The organism is Streptomyces racemochromogenes (assembly GCF_044129415.1).
GTDB classification, from domain to species: domain Bacteria; phylum Actinomycetota; class Actinomycetes; order Streptomycetales; family Streptomycetaceae; genus Streptomyces; species Streptomyces racemochromogenes_A.
In genome coordinates this window covers 1-16058 of the sequence record NZ_JBBDHD010000067.1, presented here as the reverse complement: position 1 = coordinate 16058, position 16058 = coordinate 1, and the positions used below count along the sequence as shown (strand labels likewise).

At 75.8% G+C, this 16058-nt stretch carries 17 protein-coding genes and 7 tRNA genes; 12 read left to right on the top strand and 12 right to left on the bottom strand.

The window, feature by feature from the left end:
- Positions 1-181: 181 nt before the first annotated feature.
- A complete protein-coding gene (locus WDV06_RS23305; RefSeq protein ID WP_395511714.1) occupies positions 182-652 on the top strand; it encodes a GNAT family N-acetyltransferase in 471 nt (156 codons plus the stop codon).
- A 97-nt stretch (positions 653-749) separates the two neighbouring features.
- On the opposite strand, the gene WDV06_RS23300 is transcribed toward WDV06_RS23305, so the two are convergent.
- Both WDV06_RS23300 and WDV06_RS23295 read right to left on the bottom strand, forming a co-directional pair.
- Positions 750-1964, bottom strand: coding sequence for a hypothetical protein (locus WDV06_RS23300; RefSeq protein WP_395511713.1), 1215 nt, complete (start codon positions 1962-1964; stop codon positions 750-752).
- The gene (locus WDV06_RS23295; RefSeq protein ID WP_395511712.1) at positions 1964-2542 is read right to left on the bottom strand and encodes a DUF4365 domain-containing protein; all 579 of its coding nucleotides are present in this window, start codon (positions 2540-2542) and stop codon (positions 1964-1966) included. The genes WDV06_RS23300 and WDV06_RS23295 overlap by 1 nt, the downstream gene beginning before the upstream one ends.
- Before the next feature lie 247 nt (positions 2543-2789).
- Here WDV06_RS23295 and WDV06_RS23290 point away from each other — a divergent pair, with 247 nt between their 5' ends.
- Positions 2790-3515, top strand: coding sequence for a 3'-5' exonuclease (locus WDV06_RS23290; RefSeq protein WP_045947893.1), 726 nt, complete (start codon positions 2790-2792; stop codon positions 3513-3515).
- Between the two features lie 71 nt (positions 3516-3586).
- Here WDV06_RS23290 and WDV06_RS23285 read toward each other — a convergent pair.
- Positions 3587-3658: transfer RNA gene (locus WDV06_RS23285), tRNA-Val, on the bottom strand.
- Between the two features lie 38 nt (positions 3659-3696).
- Entirely contained in the window at positions 3697-4170 is a 474-nt protein-coding gene (locus WDV06_RS23280) for an SRPBCC family protein (RefSeq protein WP_395511711.1), read from the bottom strand.
- 162 nt (positions 4171-4332) lie between these two features.
- Here WDV06_RS23280 and WDV06_RS23275 point away from each other — a divergent pair, with 162 nt between their 5' ends.
- Positions 4333-6873, top strand: coding sequence for an SCO7613 C-terminal domain-containing membrane protein (locus WDV06_RS23275; protein WP_395511710.1), 2541 nt, complete (start codon positions 4333-4335; stop codon positions 6871-6873).
- Positions 6874-6933: 60 nt separating this feature from the next.
- Here WDV06_RS23275 and WDV06_RS23270 read toward each other — a convergent pair.
- Positions 6934-7005: transfer RNA gene (locus tag WDV06_RS23270), tRNA-Val, on the bottom strand.
- Between the two features lie 58 nt (positions 7006-7063).
- Positions 7064-7522 (bottom strand): TIGR02611 family protein, encoded by a 459-nt coding sequence (locus tag WDV06_RS23265; RefSeq protein WP_395511709.1) that lies wholly within the window; start codon positions 7520-7522, stop codon positions 7064-7066.
- A 177-nt stretch (positions 7523-7699) separates the two neighbouring features.
- Here WDV06_RS23265 and WDV06_RS23260 point away from each other — a divergent pair, with 177 nt between their 5' ends.
- Complete coding sequence (locus WDV06_RS23260; protein ID WP_030011909.1) at positions 7700-8113, top strand: SsgA family sporulation/cell division regulator; 414 nt, start codon at positions 7700-7702, stop codon at positions 8111-8113.
- A gap of 216 nt (positions 8114-8329) precedes the next feature.
- The gene (locus WDV06_RS23255) at positions 8330-8959 is read left to right on the top strand and encodes a CGNR zinc finger domain-containing protein (RefSeq protein WP_395511708.1); all 630 of its coding nucleotides are present in this window, start codon (positions 8330-8332) and stop codon (positions 8957-8959) included.
- Here WDV06_RS23255 and WDV06_RS23250 read toward each other — a convergent pair.
- A complete protein-coding gene (locus tag WDV06_RS23250) occupies positions 8915-9115 on the bottom strand; it encodes a hypothetical protein (RefSeq protein ID WP_395511707.1) in 201 nt (66 codons plus the stop codon). The genes WDV06_RS23255 and WDV06_RS23250 overlap by 45 nt on opposite strands.
- 161 nt (positions 9116-9276) lie before the next feature.
- Positions 9277-9687, bottom strand: coding sequence for a hypothetical protein (locus tag WDV06_RS23245; RefSeq protein ID WP_395511706.1), 411 nt, complete (start codon positions 9685-9687; stop codon positions 9277-9279).
- 162 nt (positions 9688-9849) lie between these two features.
- Here WDV06_RS23245 and WDV06_RS23240 point away from each other — a divergent pair, with 162 nt between their 5' ends.
- Positions 9850-10347 (top strand): DsbA family protein, encoded by a 498-nt coding sequence (locus WDV06_RS23240; protein WP_395511705.1) that lies wholly within the window; start codon positions 9850-9852, stop codon positions 10345-10347.
- 1 nt (position 10348) lies between these two features.
- Here WDV06_RS23240 and WDV06_RS23235 read toward each other — a convergent pair whose 3' ends face one another.
- From WDV06_RS23235 to WDV06_RS23225, 3 genes are read right to left on the bottom strand one after another with little or no spacing between them, the layout of a single operon-like run.
- The gene (locus tag WDV06_RS23235; protein ID WP_395511704.1) at positions 10349-11182 is read right to left on the bottom strand and encodes a GNAT family N-acetyltransferase; all 834 of its coding nucleotides are present in this window, start codon (positions 11180-11182) and stop codon (positions 10349-10351) included.
- Positions 11183-11232: 50 nt separating this feature from the next.
- Complete coding sequence (locus tag WDV06_RS23230) at positions 11233-12054, bottom strand: aminotransferase class IV (RefSeq protein WP_395511703.1); 822 nt, start codon at positions 12052-12054, stop codon at positions 11233-11235.
- Entirely contained in the window at positions 12051-13136 is a 1086-nt protein-coding gene (locus tag WDV06_RS23225) for a chorismate-binding protein (RefSeq protein WP_395511702.1), read from the bottom strand. The genes WDV06_RS23230 and WDV06_RS23225 overlap by 4 nt, the downstream gene beginning before the upstream one ends.
- Before the next feature lie 182 nt (positions 13137-13318).
- Between WDV06_RS23225 and WDV06_RS23220 the strand changes: the two genes are divergently transcribed.
- From WDV06_RS23220 to WDV06_RS23200, 5 genes are all read left to right on the top strand, one after another.
- Positions 13319-13391: transfer RNA gene (locus tag WDV06_RS23220), tRNA-Gly, on the top strand.
- A 38-nt stretch (positions 13392-13429) separates the two neighbouring features.
- Positions 13430-13503, top strand: a tRNA-Cys gene (locus tag WDV06_RS23215).
- 1 nt (position 13504) lies between these two features.
- Positions 13505-13576, top strand: a tRNA-Val gene (locus tag WDV06_RS23210).
- Positions 13577-13610: 34 nt separating this feature from the next.
- Positions 13611-13682, top strand: a tRNA-Val gene (locus WDV06_RS23205).
- 59 nt (positions 13683-13741) lie between these two features.
- Positions 13742-13813 (top strand) — tRNA-Val (locus WDV06_RS23200).
- A 207-nt stretch (positions 13814-14020) separates the two neighbouring features.
- On the opposite strand, the gene WDV06_RS23195 is transcribed toward WDV06_RS23200, so the two are convergent.
- On the bottom strand, positions 14021-14230 hold the full coding sequence (locus WDV06_RS23195) for a hypothetical protein (protein WP_395511736.1): 210 nt from the start codon (positions 14228-14230) through the stop codon (positions 14021-14023).
- A gap of 527 nt (positions 14231-14757) precedes the next feature.
- On the opposite strand from WDV06_RS23195, the gene WDV06_RS23190 reads away from it, so the two are divergent.
- A complete protein-coding gene (locus tag WDV06_RS23190) occupies positions 14758-15972 on the top strand; it encodes a serine/threonine-protein kinase (RefSeq protein WP_395511735.1) in 1215 nt (404 codons plus the stop codon).
- Positions 15973-16058: the final 86 nt, after the last annotated feature.

The following is a 16058-nucleotide window of genomic DNA, read 5'->3' as shown; positions in this document are numbered from 1 at the left end:
GACGGGCGGGCCTCCCGGGTGTGCGGCCCGCCCGGGACGGGCGTGCGGGGCGGGCACCGGACGGGGGCGGGCACAGGACGGGGCCCGCAGGGGCCTGGGGAAATCCGGCCGCGCGGCGCCGGGGCGCGGGGGTAGCGTGGCCGGGCCGTGTCCTCCGCGCCCCCGAAGGGACCCCTCCCGCATGCCGAGCACCCTCGTACGTCCGCTGGACCTGAGCGACGCGGCCACCGCCGTCGCCGTGCACCGGATCGGGCGGGCCGCGTACGCGGTGGAGGCGGCGCTGATCGGGTTCGACGGGATCCCCGCCCTGGGCGAGAGCCTCGCCGAGATGCGGGGGCGGCCGCTGCGCTGGCTGGGGGCGGTGGCGCCGGACGGGGGCATCGCCGGGTTCCTGGCCTGGGAGGAACCCGGGTCCGGTGGCCCCGTGATCCTCGACCGGCTCTGCGTGGACCCCTCCCGGTTCCGCGGCGGCGTCGCCTCGCTGCTGCTGCGCCACGCGCTGCGGGAACTCTTCCCGGGCCGGACGGTGGAGGTGACCACGGGCGCGGACAACGCCCCGGCAGTGGCCCTGTACGAACGCCTCGGCTTCGTCCGGGGCGCGGACTTCTCCCCGGCCCCGGGCCTGCGGATGGCCTCGTTCACCCACGGCTAGGCCGGGATCCGGAAGGGACGGACCGAGTCTCCGGCGGGTCGGGGGCGGCATGCCCGGGGCGGCCGGCGCGTGGACCGCGCGGCCGGCGGGAGAGGGGTCAGTCGTCCGACGGGAGGACGTCCTCGGGGTCGAAGGCCGCGTCCAGGGACTTCATCAGCCGGTCGCGCTCCACCTCGTCCAACGGGACCGGCACCACGTCCGAGGCCTCCGTCAGCCGGCGGAAGCCGCCGCGCCGCGAGAGCCGGCCGCTGACGCGGACCGGGAGCCCCTCCAGGTGGGCGTGGACCGCCGTCCGGTACGCCTCCTCCCCCAGCGCGGCCCGTACGTACGGGACCTCCGCGCCCGCCAGCACGCGCAGCCGCACCGTCCCCCCGCCGCCCGCGGCCGCCCTGCGCATCCGCACCACCGCCCCCGTGAGCCGGACGGAGACGGCCGGCTCGGCCCGGGTGTAGCGGGCGGAGGCCTCCCGCAGCACGGGCAGGTCGCCGGGCGAGAACTCCACCGGCTCCGGCCGGGCCGCGCACCCGGCCGGGACCCCGGCCGCCGGCGCCCAGGCCAGGGCGACCCTCGCCCCCTCCGACCCCTGGACGAGGGCGATCAGCGCGTCGGCGAGCTCCCGGCTGACCCCGGCGGCCACGGCCGCGTCGAAGGCCTCCGTGCCACCCGTGGCGCGCTGGTAGTCCACCGCCTCGCGGGCCGCGTGCAGGGCGTGGTGCAGCCGTGTCACCAGTCCCCGTCCGCCGTCCACCGGTACGTACGCGGCGAGCCGGCACCCGTCCGGGCCGGGCCCGACGAGCACCTCGTCCAGGGCCCGCTCGGCCTGGGCCCGGTGGCGGGCCCCGTGGTAGCCGGCGCGGGCGCGCTCGGCGAGGGCCCCGGCCAGCAGCAGCCGGCGGGCCGCCGAGCGCAGCCGCTCCTGCGCGGTCCAGGCGGCCTCGCCCCGGAACCCGTACGGCGCCTCGGGGACCTCCCGCTCCCAGCGGACCTCGTCGCTGGGCACGCTCAGCCCGAACAGCACCTCCCGCGCCGACGGCAGGCCGCTGCGCGACAGGGCGGTCAGCGCCTCCTCCAGCAGGTCCGCGCAGTCGGGGAAGGTCCGGGTCTCGGGGACGAGCAGGCTGGTCCCGCCGGGGCCGGGCGGGGTCCAGCGCCCGTAGCGGCCCGCCGCCCCGCCGCGCCGCAGCCAGCCGTGGCGGTGCAGCAGCGCGCCCAGGACGCGGGGGTCGACCTGCGCGGGATCGGGGGTGCCGGCGGCCGCGGGCCCCACGGGTGGCAACGGGAGCGGCTCCGGACGCGGTGCGTGACGGTCCATCAGGGTGTCCCTCCCGACCCGACCCGGGTCATGATCTCGCACAGCGCCCGGTCGTCGAAGATCCGCGCGGTCGGGATCCGTACGGTGGTCCGGCGCCTGCCGGTCACCGGGTGCCCGGCGAGGTTGGTCCAGTAGCAGCAGTGCCGCAGGTCGAGCCGGTCGTGCCCGGCGCTCAGCCACTGCTCCCGCTCCCGCGGAACGAGCATCACGACGAGGATCTTGTGCACGGCGACCGGCGTGCGGGCCAGCTTCACCAGGTGCTCGTTGTCGAGGGTGAAGCCGAAGGTGGGGCCGGCCGGACGCGGCGGGACCTGGTAGGTCGCCTTCAACTGCACCTTGATGGTGACCTCGTCGTCGACGACGTGCCCGGGCGCGCCGTGGCTGACGTGCCAGTCGATCCCGTTGTCCGGGAACGGCTGGGACAGCGAGCAGCCGGCGGCGGCCGCGACGGCGTGCAGGTAGCCCACCTGGAGGGTCTCCATGCAGGCGGTGGTGGCGAGTGTGCCGCGCAGTGGACCGGGCCTCGCTCCGGTGTCCGCGCCCAGCACCCCGCCCGGTTCGGGCTGCGCGAGCGCCATGGCCGGCTCCCCATGCCTTCCGGGCTCTGCCGTGCGTGCGGTGGTGGTCGTACCGGTGGTGGCGGGGCAGCGGTGTGACGGCCGGTCACGTGTACGACCCCCCAAGGGAGTTGTCTCCGCACCCGGCTCCGCGCAAACGGCGTACGGGGCAAAGAGCCCGGGTATCACGGAATCGGCGGGGGCGGCAGGTCCCGGGGCGGTGGCGCCCGGTACGCCCCGTCTGCCGATCGGGGACGAGGAGTTCGCCATGACACGCTGGTACGAGGGGCCGTTGGCCGCCTTCGACACGGAGACCACCGGGGTGGACGTCGAGCAGGACCGGATCGTGTCCGCCGCGCTCGTCGTCCAGGAGTGTGCGGGCGGCCGGGTCCGCGCCACGCGCTGGCTGGTCAATCCCGGTATCCCGGTGCCCCGGGGCGCCACGGAAGTGCACGGCCTGACCGACGAGCACCTCCAGCGGCACGGCCGCTGGCCGGCGCCGGTGGTCGAGGAGATAGCCCGTGCGCTCAGCGAGCAGCAGATGGCCGGGCGGCCGGTGGTGGTGATGAACGCGCCGTTCGACCTGACGCTGCTGGACCGGGAGTTGCGCCGGCACCGGGCCTCCACACTGGCCCGGTACCTGGACGACCGGCCGCTGACGGTGCTGGATCCGCGGGTGCTGGACAAGCACCTGGACCGCTACCGCAAGGGCCGCAGGACGCTGACCGACCTGTGCGCGCACTACGGGATAGAGCTGGAGGGCGCGCACGACGCCTCCGCGGACGCGATGGCCTCGCTGGAACTGGTGCGGGCGGTGGGGCGCCGGTTCGCGGCGCGGCTGGAGCGGCTGACCCCGGCGGAGCTGCACCAGCTCCAGGCGGTGTGGCACGCGGCGCAGGCGCGCGGGCTCCAGGCGTGGTTCGCGCGGCAGGGCACCCCGGAGGCGGTGGACCCGCACTGGCCGCTGCGCCCGGAGGTCCCGGCGGCTGCCTGAGCGGACCCGCCGGAGCGGGGCCGTGGAATGCGGAAGGCCGGTCCGTCATCAGACGGACCGGCCTGTCCCGGTGGGCGATACTGGGATCGAACCAGTGACCCCTTCGGTGTGAACGAAGTGCTCTCCCGCTGAGCTAATCGCCCGGGAACGCACTGAACAATACAAGAGCCTCGGGGTCTGTTCAAACCGCTTCAGGCGCAGCGGTCAGCCGGGCGGCGAGGCCGCGCCGTCCGGCGCGCATCATCAGCGCATGGTTGAGGCGCAGCGCGGGCCGCCCGGCGACCGAGAGCCGCCGCAGCAGCGGGGCCCGTACCTCGACCTCCTGCTCGTAGACGGCCCGGGTGCGGTCCGCGCCGGGCCCGCCGCGCGGGCGTACGGTCCACCGCGCCCAGCCGCGGAGGTCCCCGCCCAGGGCCACTTCGAGGACGCCGCGGCAGGGGGCGCGCAGCAGGCCGGTGAGGGTGACGTGGATCTCGTACGGCAGGAGGGAGCGGATCACGGCGGTGCCGGAGTCCCCGTCGCCCCGCGCGACCCGGCGGACCTGCGGCCACCAGCCGGGGTAGCGCCCGGGGTCCTCCAGCAGGGAGTAGACGAGAGCGGGCGGGGCGTCGAGGTCCCACACGCTCCGGAAGCGGTAGTGCGTCCAGCGGGCCATGCCTCCAGTGTGGCCCGCCGCGCGGCGCCGCCGGGGCGGTTTCCCGTAATGGCCCCCGGGAGGGGACGCGCGGAATACCGAGGGGGGCGGCGTGCGTACTCAGGGGTGATCTGAGTACGCCCGCCCATGTCCTGACGGCGTGACGGGCGCCACACTCCGGCTATGGACACCCCTCTGCCGCCGGCCCGGGAGCTGGCGCTCATCGACGCCGAGCTGGCCCAACTGGACACCCGGAGGCTGCACTTGCTGGCCCGCCGGGACTGGCTGCTGCGGCTGCTGTGGCAGTCGGGCGGCGCCGGGACGGCAGCGGTGCAGGGTGCCTTCGGCCCGCCGGGGGCCCCGTTCGCCCCCTCCGCGCCCTCCGCTGCCGCCGTGAAGCCGAGTGCGCAGAACGTGCTGCTGGTGCTGGGCGCGGTGCTGCTGACGGTGGCCGCGCTGGCCTTCACGCTGGTCAGCTGGGGTTCCCTGGGGATCGGGGGCCGCTCGGCGGTGCTGGCCGCGCTGACGGCGGCGGCGTCGGCGGCGCCCGCGGCGCTGCTGCGGCGGGGGCTGCGGGCCACGGCCGAGGCGGTGGCGGGGGTGGCGCTGGCGCTGACGGCGCTGGACGCGTACGCGCTGCACGCGGTCGGCCTGCCCGGCAGTGACGGCCGGGTCTACGCGGCGTGGGCGGCCGCGGTCCTGGCGGGACTCTGGTCGGGGTACGGGGCGGTGCTGCGCGGGCTGCGGACGGCGCCTCTGGCCGCGGTGGGGGCGGCGCAGCTGCCGTTGCCGCTGGCGGCGGCCGCTGCGGGAGCGGACCTGACGGGGGGCGGGTGGGCGCTGCTGGCGACGGCCGCGCTGGACGTGGTCCTCGCGGGGGCGGTGGCGCGGGGGGTGCTGCGGGGTACGGCCCGGGTGTGCGCGGGGGTGCTGGGCGGGTCCGGGCTGGCGGCGGGGCTGGTGGGCTCGCTGGCGGAGCCCGGGGCGGCCGGTCCGGCGCTGCTGCTGGCGGCGGGGGCCCTGCTGGGCGTGGCGGTGGCCTGGCGGGAGCCGCGGGGCGTGGCGGCCGCGGTCGTCGGGGGTCTGGCGGCGGTGTCGGCGGTGGGTGCGCTGGTTCCGGCCGGGTGGGGTTCCGTGGGCTGGGCGGTGGCGGTTCGGGTGGCGGCGGGGCTCGCGCTGGTGGCGGCGGTACGGGCGGTACGGGTGGACGCGCTCCCGGAGCCGGTCCGGCGCGGGCTGGCCGGGGCCGGGGCGGGGGTGGCCGCCCTCGCCGCGCTGGCGGGCGTGCCGGCGGTCCTGTCGGTCCTGGCCGCACGGCTGGCGGTGCTGGGCGAGGTCTGGGCGCCGACGACCCCGCGCCACCCGGCCCCGGGGCCGGGTCTCGCGGTGGCCCTGCTGCTGGCGGCCGCGGTCTTCGGCCTCCTGCCGCGGCTCCGGCCGGCCGGACCGGCGCTGCCCGGCGGGGCGGCCCGGCCTCCGGTCGCGGGCCCGTACCCGGGCGTCGCGGCGGACCGGGGCGCGGTGGGCGGCCGCGTCGAGGCCGTGGGGGGCGCGGCCGGCGCGGCGGCCGTCGCGGGGCCGGGCGGCTCGGGCCGCTCCGCCGGGGCCTCCTGGGGGGTCGTGTCCCGGGCGGTGGCGGTGGTGTGCGCGTGGGCGGGGCTGTTCGTGGCGGGGGCCGGGGCGGGGCTGCCGGTGGCGGTGCTGCTCGTGGCGGAGGTGGTGGTGACGGTGGCGGCCGGGGTGGTGGCCCTGCGGGCCGGGGAGCCGGCCGTCGCGTGGGCGGCCGCGGGGTGTGCGGCGGCCGGGGCCTTCGGGGTGTCCGTGGCGGCCCTGGACGGCCGTGTGGCCACCGTGGGCGTGTGCGGGCTGCTGGGTGCCGGGGCGGCGCTGGGAGCGGCGTACGGGGCCGCCCGGGCGGCGCTGCGGGGCGTCTGCGCGGTCGCGGCCGTCGGGTACGCGGCGGGGATGGTGGTGGCGCTGGGCGCGCTGGCCGGTCTGCCGGCGGCCTGGGTGGGGGTGGCGGTGTCGGCCGTTCCGGCGGTGGTGGTGTGCCTCGGGCCGCGGCTGGGCGCGGTGCGCGTCGCGGCGGAGGGGGCGGCCGCGGGGGCCGGGGTGCTCGCTTCGGCCCTGGCGGCCTGGGATCCTCCGGTGGCGGCCCTGGTCCTCGCCCTGGGCGCGGTGGTGTGCGCGGCGGGGGCGCTGCGGGCCGACCGGCGGGGGCTCGGCCGGGCGGCGGGGGCGCTCGGTGTGGCGGCGGTCTGGGTGCGGCTGGGGGCCTCGGGCGTGGCGGTGCCGGAGGCGTACACGCTGCCGGTGACGGCGGCGGCCCTGGTGGTGGGGTTGGTGCGGCGCCGCCGGGATCCCGGGGCCTCGTCCTGGGCGGCGTACGGGCCCGGGCTGGGGGCGACGCTGCTGCCGAGCCTGGTGGCCGTCTGGGGGGACCCGTACTGGCCGCGCCCGCTGCTGCTGGGCGCGGGGGCGCTCGCGGTGACGCTGGCGGGGGCGCACCGGCGGCTGCGGGCGCCGCTGCTGCTCGGCGGGGTGACCCTGGCGGCGGTGGCGGTGCACGAGCTGGCCCCCTACGTGGTGCAGGTGGTGGGTCTGCTGCCGCGGTGGCTGCCGCCGGCGCTGGCGGGCCTGCTGCTGCTCGCGGTGGGGGCGACGTACGAGAGGCGGCTGCGGGAGGCCCGCAGGCTGCGCGAGGCCTTCGGCCGGTTCCGCTGAGGACCCGGGAACGGCAGCGGCCCCGGAGATCCTGAGGATCTCCGGGGCCGCTGCTCCGGGTGGGCGATACTGGGATCGAACCAGTGACCCCTTCGGTGTGAACGAAGTGCTCTCCCGCTGAGCTAATCGCCCGGGCACACCGCAAACATTACCGCATGTCAGCGGCACCCCATGACCACCCCGGGGGCGATCACTGGTCCTTGAGGTTCCAGGGCAGCGTGAAGCCGTACTTCCAGAGGTAGAAGCCGACCAGCGCGCCCGCGATGACCAGGCCCGCACTGGTGAGGATGATGTTGCGGCGGCGGACCTTCGGGTCGAGGGCCTTCTGCGCGGCCTCGGAGACCTTCCGCTTGGTCCAGCGCAGGACGAGGTGGGCCCACGCGAACTCGGTGGCCCAGATCGCCAGGCCGGCGAAGATCGCGACCCAGCCCGGTCCGGGAAGGACGAGCATCGCGATGCCGGCGCCGATGACGGCCAGGCCGACGACGAAGACGCCGACCTGCCAGCTCAGGTGCAGGCTGCGGTTGGCCTTGATGAAGGCGGGTGCCTTCGAGACGTGCTGCGCGTCCTCGGCGGCCGCGCCGTCCGCTCCGGCACCGGTACCGTCCGTAGCGGATTCATGGGATCCGCGCTCACTCCCCGTATTCATGGGGGCGAATCTACCGGAGCCCGAAGCACACGTGAATGCCGGTTTGGATCCGCCGTCCGAGGGACCCAGAGGTCCGCAAAACGGTCAGAGGGGTTTACAACGGCACCGTAGGTGGCATGTCGATTTCGCCGACGTGCGAATCCCCGAGCGCACACTGAGCGAAAGGCCCTGGCGCTTATGAACACCACGGTCAGCTGCGAGCTGCACCTGCGCCTCGTTGTGTCGAGCGAGTCCTCACTGCCTGTCCCGGCGGGCCTGCGGTATGACACGGCCGATCCCTACGCCGTGCACGCCACCTTCCACACCGGCGCCGAGGAGACGGTCGAATGGGTGTTCGCCCGCGACCTCCTCGCGGAGGGCCTCCACCGGCCTACCGGTACCGGCGACGTCCGCGTCTGGCCGTCCCGGAGCCACGGTCAGGGCGTCGTCTGCATCGCCCTGAGCTCACCGGAGGGAGAAGCGCTGCTGGAAGCGCCCGCCCGAGCCCTGGAGTCGTTCCTGAAGCGCACGGACGCCGCGGTCCCGCCCGGGACCGAGCACCGGCACTTCGACCTCGACAAAGAGCTCTCCCACATCCTGGCCGAAAGCTGAGCCAGGCCTCCGGCCGCCCGGCACCGTCCGACTCGGGGCGACGGTGCCGCACGGACAACCCCATACGGCACGACCGGCGCTGTCCCCGCGGGAGCCACCCGCGGAGGCGGCGCCGGTGCGCTGTCCGGGGGCCCTGTTGACGGCAACCGCTAGAGTCTGCCCCCAGCGGCGGCAGCGGCCCGTCGCCGCCAGGCCGGCCTCCAGGGAGCGACCCCCGTGCAGATCCCCCACGACACCCGTCGCGCGCTCGACGTCGTCGTCGCGCTGGTCAACACCGCGGCCGAGCCGGACCAGCCCGACGGCCTGGCCGACGTCGCCGCGCTCCACGGCTTCGTCAAGGAGCACGCGATCAGCGACGTCGGCGAGCTGAGCGCCCGCGACCTCACCGGGGTCCGGACGGTGCGGGGCAAGTTCGCGCAGGTCTTCGCGGCACCGAACTCCCGTGCTGCGGCCGAACTGATCAACGAGCTGGTGGCCACCGCCGGCACCACCCCGCAGCTGACCGACCACGACGGCTACGACTGGCACGTGCACTACTTCGCGCCGGGCGCCTCGGTGGGCGATCACCTGGCGGCGGACGGCGGCATGGCCCTGGCCTTCATCGTGGTCTCCGGTGAGCAGGAGCGGCTGCGCCGCTGCGAGGCCCCGGACTGCCGGCGGGCCTTCGTGGACCTCTCGCGCAACCGCTCGCGCCGCTACTGCGACAGCCGGACCTGCGGGAACCGGCTGCACGTGGCCGCGTACCGGGCACGCCGCAAGGGGGCCGACAGCCACCCGGAGGGCGCCGGCCCGGAGCAGGCCTCAGAGCAGGTAGAGATCGTGCACGGCGGCGAGCAGCAGCAGTAGCCCGATCACCGCCAGGAAGATCATCAGCGGCGGCTGGGAGAGGGCGAAGAGGCAGCCGCGCGCTTCGGGCGGTCCGAGGGACGCGGGGGCCTGGGCGGCGGGAGCCTCGGCGACGGGAACGGGAGCGGGGGGCTCACCCTGCGATGTGTCGAGCATGTCGGGGTGATGATCGCGCAGCGGACCCCCCGGCCGCCCCCAACGCGCCATGGTTCACGCGACAGTTCGCCGACTCTCCTCACTTCGGGTGGTTTCCCCGGGCTTCTCCCCCGCGCCGCCGGTCCGATGCGCTAGACGCCGCGCTCCTGCTGCCGCGCTTCTCAGATGCCGTGCTTCTTCAGGATGGCCTCGATGTCGGAGAAGTCCTCCGCCGGGGCGCTCCGCGGCGTCGGGGACGCACCGGTGGCGCCGCCGCCGAGGGCGGGCGCGGAGGCGCCGGGACCGACGGCCCGCGAGGACTTCGCGGACCCTCCCGCGCCGCGGCGCTCGACGGCCCGGGTGACCGTGAGCAGCGCCCACGCCAGCGCGAGCAGCCCGAAGCCCACCCACACGGTCGGGCTGAGGACGATCCCGGAGAGCCACTCCACCACGCCGGTCAGCACCAGCCCGAGGGGAACCAGCGCGTACGCGGCGATCCGGGCGGCCTTCACGAAGCGCCTGCGGTACGCGGTGACGGCGGCGATGCCCAGGCCCGCAGCGGACACCGCGGAACAGATGGTCTCGGCGAGCATGCGGTCCTCCGGCGGGCTGCGATGGGCGATCTGTCCCTTCCATCCTGCACCGGCCACCGTCGCGGCGGCCATGCCCGCGGCCCCGGCCGGCCCGATCTCCGGGACATCTCGGGGTCGGATCTCCTCCCCGGGTGCCGCCGGGGGGTCTGGGAGACTGTCCGCATGACCGATTCCGTGATCCTCGACGTCTGGTGCGAACTCCAGTGCCCGGACTGCCACAGCGCTCTGGACGACGTGCGCGCCCTGCGGGCCCGCTACGGCGACCGGCTGGACATCCGGCTGCGCCACTTCCCGCTGGAGAAGCACAAGCACGCCTTCGCCGCCGCGCAGGCCGCCGAGGAGGCCCTGGAACAGGGGCAGGGCTGGCCGTACGCGGAAGCGGTGCTGGCCAGGACCGCCGAGCTCGGCGAGCGCGGCGAAGCCGTACTGCTGGACGCCGCCCGGGAACTCGGCCTGGACGCCGAGGAGTTCGACACCGCCCTGATCGACGGCCGGCACATCCTGATCGTCGACGCCGACCAGGCCGAGGGCAAGGCCATCGGCGTGACCGGCACCCCCACCTATGTCATCGGCGGCGAGCGCCTCGACGGCGGCAAGAGCCAGGAGGGCCTGCGCGCCCGCATCGAGGAGATCGCCGACCGGCTGCTCGCCGCCGGCTGACTCAGATGAGCTCCTTGGCGTAGTTCAGGTCCGTGGTCCGGTAGCCGAGGGACTCGTACAGCCGCAGGGCCGGGGTGTTGTCGGCGAAGACGTGCAGCGCGAGGACCCGGTGGCCCTGCCCGATCGCCGCGCACTCGGCGAGGAGCATCAGGTCCCGGCCGTAGCCGCGGCCCCGGTGCTCCTCGGCCACCGCGACGTCGTACACGTACGCCCCCGCGCCGGCCTCCCCGCGCGGCGCGAGCCACACGTGCCCGACCGGGGTCCCGGCGGCCTCCAGGACGGCGAGGGTGACGCCGGGGGTGTCCGGGCCCTGGGGGAGGAGCGCCGCGTGGTCGGCCTCCGCCGCGGCCCGCGCGGCCTCCGGCCGCATGCCCCGGGCGGTCCAGTTCGCCACGTACTCCACGCGGGCCCGGGCGTCCCACGCCGCGTACTCGGCCGCCGTCATGGGCCGGCCCCGCACCCCCTCGGAGGGGGCCGGCGGGCGGTCGGGGAGCTCCTTGGCCATGGTCCGGCCGGATTCCGCGTACCCGAGGGCCGCGGCGAGCCGCAGGCCGCCCGGGGAGCCCGCCGGGACCGAGACCCGCACCCGGCGGCAGCCCCAGCCGCGCAGCACCTCCTCGGCGGCCAGCGCGGCGACCGTCGCACGGCCGCGGCGGCGGTCGGGCTCGTCGATGGCCAGGTCGCGGATCTCCCCCACCGCCGGCCCGAAGGGCGTGTCGGCGGCGATCACGAGGGCCCCGACGCGCCTGCTGTTGACGCGGACCTCGTACGGGCGCGAGCGCGCGCCGCCCTCGCTCTGCTGAAGCGGCCCGCTCGGCCGCAGGGTGGTGGTCATCCGTCGAGTTCTACCCGCCCCGCGGCGCCGTCACCACGGTGCGGGCCGGCTCACGGGTCGATGTCGGACGCGGCGCGCTCCTCGAAGACCCGCATGGCCTTGGCGGTGACGGGGCCGGGGGCGGCGGCCAGGGTGCGGCCGTCGACGCGGCGGACGGCCTGCACGTCACGCAGGGTGGAGGTCAGGAAGACCTCCTCGGCCCGTTCCAGCACGTCGAGGGGGAGGTCGGTCTCGCGGGCGCCGGTCCACTCCACGGCCAGCGCGCGGGTGATGCCGGCGAGACAGCCGGAGGCCACGGGCGGGGTGTGGAGTTCGCCGTCGAGGACGACGAAGACGTTGGATCCGGTGCCCTCGCAGAGCCGCCCGAGGGTGTTGGCGAAGAGGGCCTCGGAGGCGCCGTCCCGGTGGGCCCGGGCGAGGGCGACCACGTTCTCGGCGTACGAGGTGGTCTTCAGGCCGGCCAGCGGCGAGCGCTCGTTGCGCACCCAGGGGACGGTGATCACGGCCGTGGTGTCGGGCCGCCGGGTGGTCTCCCCGAGGGCGACGACCAGGGTGGGCCCGGTCTCGCCGCGGTCGGAGCCGAGCGGGGAGAGGCCGCCGGTGTAGGTGATCCGCAGCCGGCCGAGCGGCATCGGGTTGGCCTCCAGGACGGCGGCGCAGGCCCGGCGGACCTCGTCGAGGTCGGGGTCGGGCAGGCCGAGGCCGCGGGCGGAGCGGGTGAGCCGCTCCAGGTGCCGGGTCAGCGCGAAGGGGGTGCCGTTCTCCGCCTTGAGGGTCTCGAAGACCCCGTCGCCCACGGTCAGCCCGTGGTCGAGGACGGACACCTTCGCGTCGTCGGCGTCCCGCAGTGTTCCGTCGAGCCAGATCCTCACCGTACGGTTCCTCCACTCAGGTCGTGCGTCGTCTCGTGTGCGTCCGGCACGGGGCCGCCCGAGGCCAGCGCGAGCAGCCGGGCGGCCTTCAGCTCGGTCTCGGCCCACTCGCGCTCGGGGTCGGAGCCCCAGGTGATGCCGGCGCCGGTGCCGAAGCTCAGGCGCGGGCCGCCGGGGGCCTCGCGGTCGATCCAGAAGGTCCGGATGCCGACGGCGAGCGCGGCGGTGCCCCGGTCGGCGTCGACCCAGCCGATGCCCCCACAGTAGGGGCCGCGCGGGGCGGTCTCCAGCTCTTCGATGATCCGCAGGGCGGAGGACTTGGGGGCACCGGTCACCGAGCCCGGCGGGAAGGTGGCGGCCAGCAGCTCGGGCCATCCGGCGCCCTCGGCGAGCTCGCCGCTGACGGTGGAGACCAGGTGGACGAGGCCGGGGTGCTCCTCCAGGGCGCACAGTTCCGGGACGGTGACGGAGCCCGTGGCGCAGACGCGCCCCAGGTCGTTGCGGACGAGGTCCACGATCATCACGTTCTCGGCGTGGTCCTTGGGCAGCAGGTCGGCGGCGGTACGGCCGGTGCCCTTGATCGGTCCGGACTCCACGCGGCGGCCGGCCCGGCGCAGGTACAGCTCCGGGGAGGCGGTGGCGATCTCCACGCCGTGGGCGCGGAGCCGAATCGTTCCTGCGTACGGGGCGGGGTTGCCGCGCGCGAGCAGGGCGGTCAGGGCGTCCACGTCGGCGGCTGCCGGGTCGGGAAGCGGCGCGGAGACGATGCGGCAGAGGTTGGCCTGGTAGACCTCCCCCGCCGCGATGTACTCGCGGATCCGGCGGACGCCCGCGACGTACGCGGAACGGTCCAGGGAGGAGGACCAGCGGTCGGCGGCGGGTCCGCGCCAGGCGCCGGGGACCGGCGCGGGCACCGGGTCGGGGCGTATGTCCCCGAAGCGCGCGCAGATGAGCCGGCCTTCGAAGTCCGCGCTCACCACCCAGAACCCGGTGGAGTCGAGGGCCGAGGGGTCGCTGGTGACGTCTCGGAGGTCGGTCGCGAGGAGGCCGCCGAAGCGGGCCAGGGGAGGCAGGTCGTGCACGGCTGCGAGTCTATGACCGGTGGCGCGATGCCGCCGGTGAGGTGACCGGCGGGTGACCTCTGGTGATCGGGTCGGCAGCACGCTGCGGAAACGCGTTTTTGAGCTGGCCCGGGAATCCGCTAGAGTTCAACACGTCGCCAGGGAGCGAAGGGGAAAAACCCCGGAGCGAACACGGTGACACTGCGGACGTAGCTCAGTTGGTAGAGCACCACCTTGCCAAGGTGGATGTCGCGAGTTCGAGTCTCGTCGTCCGCTCTGAGTGGGGGATCTTCCCGAGACCCCGCACACTCCGAGGTGGAGTGGCCGAGAGGCGAGGCAACGGCCTGCAAAGCCGTCTACACGGGTTCAAATCCCGTCTCCACCTCCAAGGACGATTAGCTCAGCGGGAGAGCGCTTCCCTGACACGGAAGAGGTCACTGGTTCAATCCCAGTATCGTCCACTGGTCCGGAAGGACCTGGTCCGCAAGGATCCCCGCGCGATTAGCTCAGCGGGAGAGCGCTTCCCTGACACGGAAGAGGTCACTGGTTCAATCCCAGTATCGCGCACGCAGTACCGGCAAAACCCTGCATTACTCTGCTTGACCTGCGGTTTCGTACCGTAACCCGCGCGATTAGCTCAGCGGGAGAGCGCTTCCCTGACACGGAAGAGGTCACTGGTTCAATCCCAGTATCGCGCACCGCATCCGGAAGCCCCGGCCGTCTCGACGGCCGGGGCTTCCGTGCGTGTGCCGCCTGCCGGAAGGCGTGGAAAAGGGTGTTGCCCGTCCGGCTCCCCAGCCGTACGGGCAACACCCTTCAACTGCCGTCCGCCGCTCCCCCGTCCCCACGGGGTTCGACGGGCCGATGTCCCGGCCCGGGCCGCTCTCCCGGGCCCGGGGCGCCGCTCAGCGCCCCAGCATCACGCCCACGGACGACGCCTGTGCCGCCACCTGATCGAACCCTCCGAAGAGGAAGAGCAGGAGGGCGGCCAGGGGGAGGACCATGGCCGCGGCCACCAGAGGGTGGCGCGTACCGGACTCATGGCCGTGGAACGCGAAGAGCTTGCGTCCCTGCCGTGCGATGCCCGCCATGGTCCTCTCCCTGTCGTCTGGCAGCGGCGGGCTCGTGACCTCGGGGGACGAGTGCGCCGCCCGCCGCTTGACTTCAACACTAGGTGGCCGGAAGGCCCCTGGCCTCATGCCCTCGTACCCATTGGCGGGCCTCCAGGAGGATGAGGCGGACACCCCCGGCCTACTCCCCTGGGTGGAGACGCCCCGCCCGCGCTGGGGGTCTGCCCGGAGGGGATGACCGGAGGGTAGTGACTTCGCTCACTTCCGTCACTCCCCGCGCACGCGTGTCCTCGTACGAGGTGGTGACGGCCGCGGCCGCACGCCGGAGCTCCTCCCCTGCCGCCGCGACCGCCCACCGGGGCCGTGAGGAGGTCAAACCCCTTGGCGCGAGGGGCCCTTGGGGGGTGCGGACGGGGACCTCCGAACGGGGGCTCGGGGACCTGGCACACCCTCAAGTGGCCTGCCCCGCACTGAGGATCGAATCCTGCGGTGAGGGCGCGGCCTCTGAGCGCTGGTGCCGGATGGTCCGTAAGCTGTGCCAGGTCAGCAGGACGACCGTCAGCGGGGTGGACATGGCGATGATGCGGCTCCGGCGCGAGGACCCGCGTGTCGTCGGCTCCTTCCGACTGCACCGGCGGCTCGGTGCCGGCGGCATGGGCGTCGTCTACCTGGGCTCCGACCGGCGCGGGCAGCGCGTCGCCCTCAAGGTGATCCGCCCCGACCTGGCCGAGGACCAGGAGTTCCGCTCCCGGTTCGCCCGCGAGGTGTCCGCCGCCCGGCGGATCCGCGGCGGGTGCACGGCCCGGCTGGTGGCGGCGGACCTGGAGGCCGAGCGGCCCTGGTTCGCCACCCAGTACGTGCCGGGCCCGTCCCTGCACGACAAGGTGGCCGAGGAGGGCCCGCTGACGGCCGCGCAGATCGCCGCCATCGGCGCCGCGCTCTCCGAGGGCCTGGTAGCCGTCCACGAGGCCGGGGTCGTCCACCGCGACCTGAAGCCCTCCAACATCCTGCTGTCCCCCAAGGGGCCGCGGATCATCGACTTCGGCATCGCCTGGGCCACGGGGGCGAGCACCCTCACCCACGTCGGCACGGCGGTCGGCTCCCCCGGCTTCCTCGCGCCCGAGCAGGTGCGCGGCGCCGCCGTCACCCCGGCCACGGACGTCTTCTCCCTCGGCGCCACCCTCGCCTACGCCGCGATGGGCGACTCGCCCTTCGGGCACGGCGGTTCCGAGGTCATGCTGTACCGGGTCGTGCACGAGGAACCCCACCTGGTCGGCGTCCCCGACGCGCTGGCCCCGCTGGTGCGGGCCTGCCTGGCCAAGGACCCCGAGGAGCGGCCCAGCACGCTCCAGCTGTCGATGCGCCTCAAGGAGATCGCCGCCCGCGAGGCCCAGGGGCTGGGCGAGGTCCGCCCGCCGGCCCAGCGGGCCCGCGTGGAGCGGCCCTCGGGCCGGCTGCCCGAGCGGGCCGCCGGGCACGCGGGGCAGGACACGGAGCGGCGCACCGGGGGCAGGGCCGCGGGCGAGCGCCCCTCCGGTTCCACCCCCGCCCCCCGGCCCCAGGGGCCGCACAGCGGTGCGCGCCCGCGCCCGCCGGGCTCCCGTGGCCCCGGGTCGACGGCGGGGCGCACGGGAGGCCGTACGGGGCCGCGCACCGGCCCGCGCACGACCGGCACCGGCCGGCGGCCCGCGCGGCCGGACCCGAAGCTGCTGCGGCAGCGGCTGATCGTGTTCGTGGTCGTGACGCTGCTGGTGGCCCTGGGGATCGCGCTCGCGCAGAAGCTGTGAGGAAGCACCGAAGGGGGGGGGGGGGGGGGGGGGGGGGGGGGGGGGGGGGGGGGGGGGGGGGGGGGGGGGGGGGGGGGGGGGGGGGG

Excerpts from the sequence above, each read along its gene's own strand:
- WDV06_RS23275 (WP_395511710.1), top strand. The coding sequence starts at position 4,333 with ATGGACACCCCTCTGCCGCCGGCCCGGGAGCTGGCGCTCATCGACGCC.
- WDV06_RS23235 (WP_395511704.1), bottom strand. The coding sequence starts at position 11,182 with ATGACCACCACCCTGCGGCCGAGCGGGCCGCTTCAGCAGAGCGAGGGC.
- WDV06_RS23280 (WP_395511711.1), bottom strand. The coding sequence starts at position 4,170 with ATGGCCCGCTGGACGCACTACCGCTTCCGGAGCGTGTGGGACCTCGAC.
- WDV06_RS23240 (WP_395511705.1), top strand. The coding sequence starts at position 9,850 with ATGACCGATTCCGTGATCCTCGACGTCTGGTGCGAACTCCAGTGCCCG.
- WDV06_RS23245 (WP_395511706.1), bottom strand. The coding sequence starts at position 9,687 with ATGCTCGCCGAGACCATCTGTTCCGCGGTGTCCGCTGCGGGCCTGGGC.
- WDV06_RS23265 (WP_395511709.1), bottom strand. The coding sequence starts at position 7,522 with ATGAATACGGGGAGTGAGCGCGGATCCCATGAATCCGCTACGGACGGT.
- WDV06_RS23300 (WP_395511713.1), bottom strand. The coding sequence starts at position 1,964 with ATGGACCGTCACGCACCGCGTCCGGAGCCGCTCCCGTTGCCACCCGTG.
- WDV06_RS23260 (WP_030011909.1), top strand. The coding sequence starts at position 7,700 with ATGAACACCACGGTCAGCTGCGAGCTGCACCTGCGCCTCGTTGTGTCG.
- WDV06_RS23290 (WP_045947893.1), top strand. The coding sequence starts at position 2,790 with ATGACACGCTGGTACGAGGGGCCGTTGGCCGCCTTCGACACGGAGACC.
- WDV06_RS23190 (WP_395511735.1), top strand. The coding sequence starts at position 14,758 with ATGGCGATGATGCGGCTCCGGCGCGAGGACCCGCGTGTCGTCGGCTCC.
- WDV06_RS23305 (WP_395511714.1), top strand. The coding sequence starts at position 182 with ATGCCGAGCACCCTCGTACGTCCGCTGGACCTGAGCGACGCGGCCACC.
- WDV06_RS23250 (WP_395511707.1), bottom strand. The coding sequence starts at position 9,115 with ATGCTCGACACATCGCAGGGTGAGCCCCCCGCTCCCGTTCCCGTCGCC.
- WDV06_RS23295 (WP_395511712.1), bottom strand. The coding sequence starts at position 2,542 with ATGGCGCTCGCGCAGCCCGAACCGGGCGGGGTGCTGGGCGCGGACACC.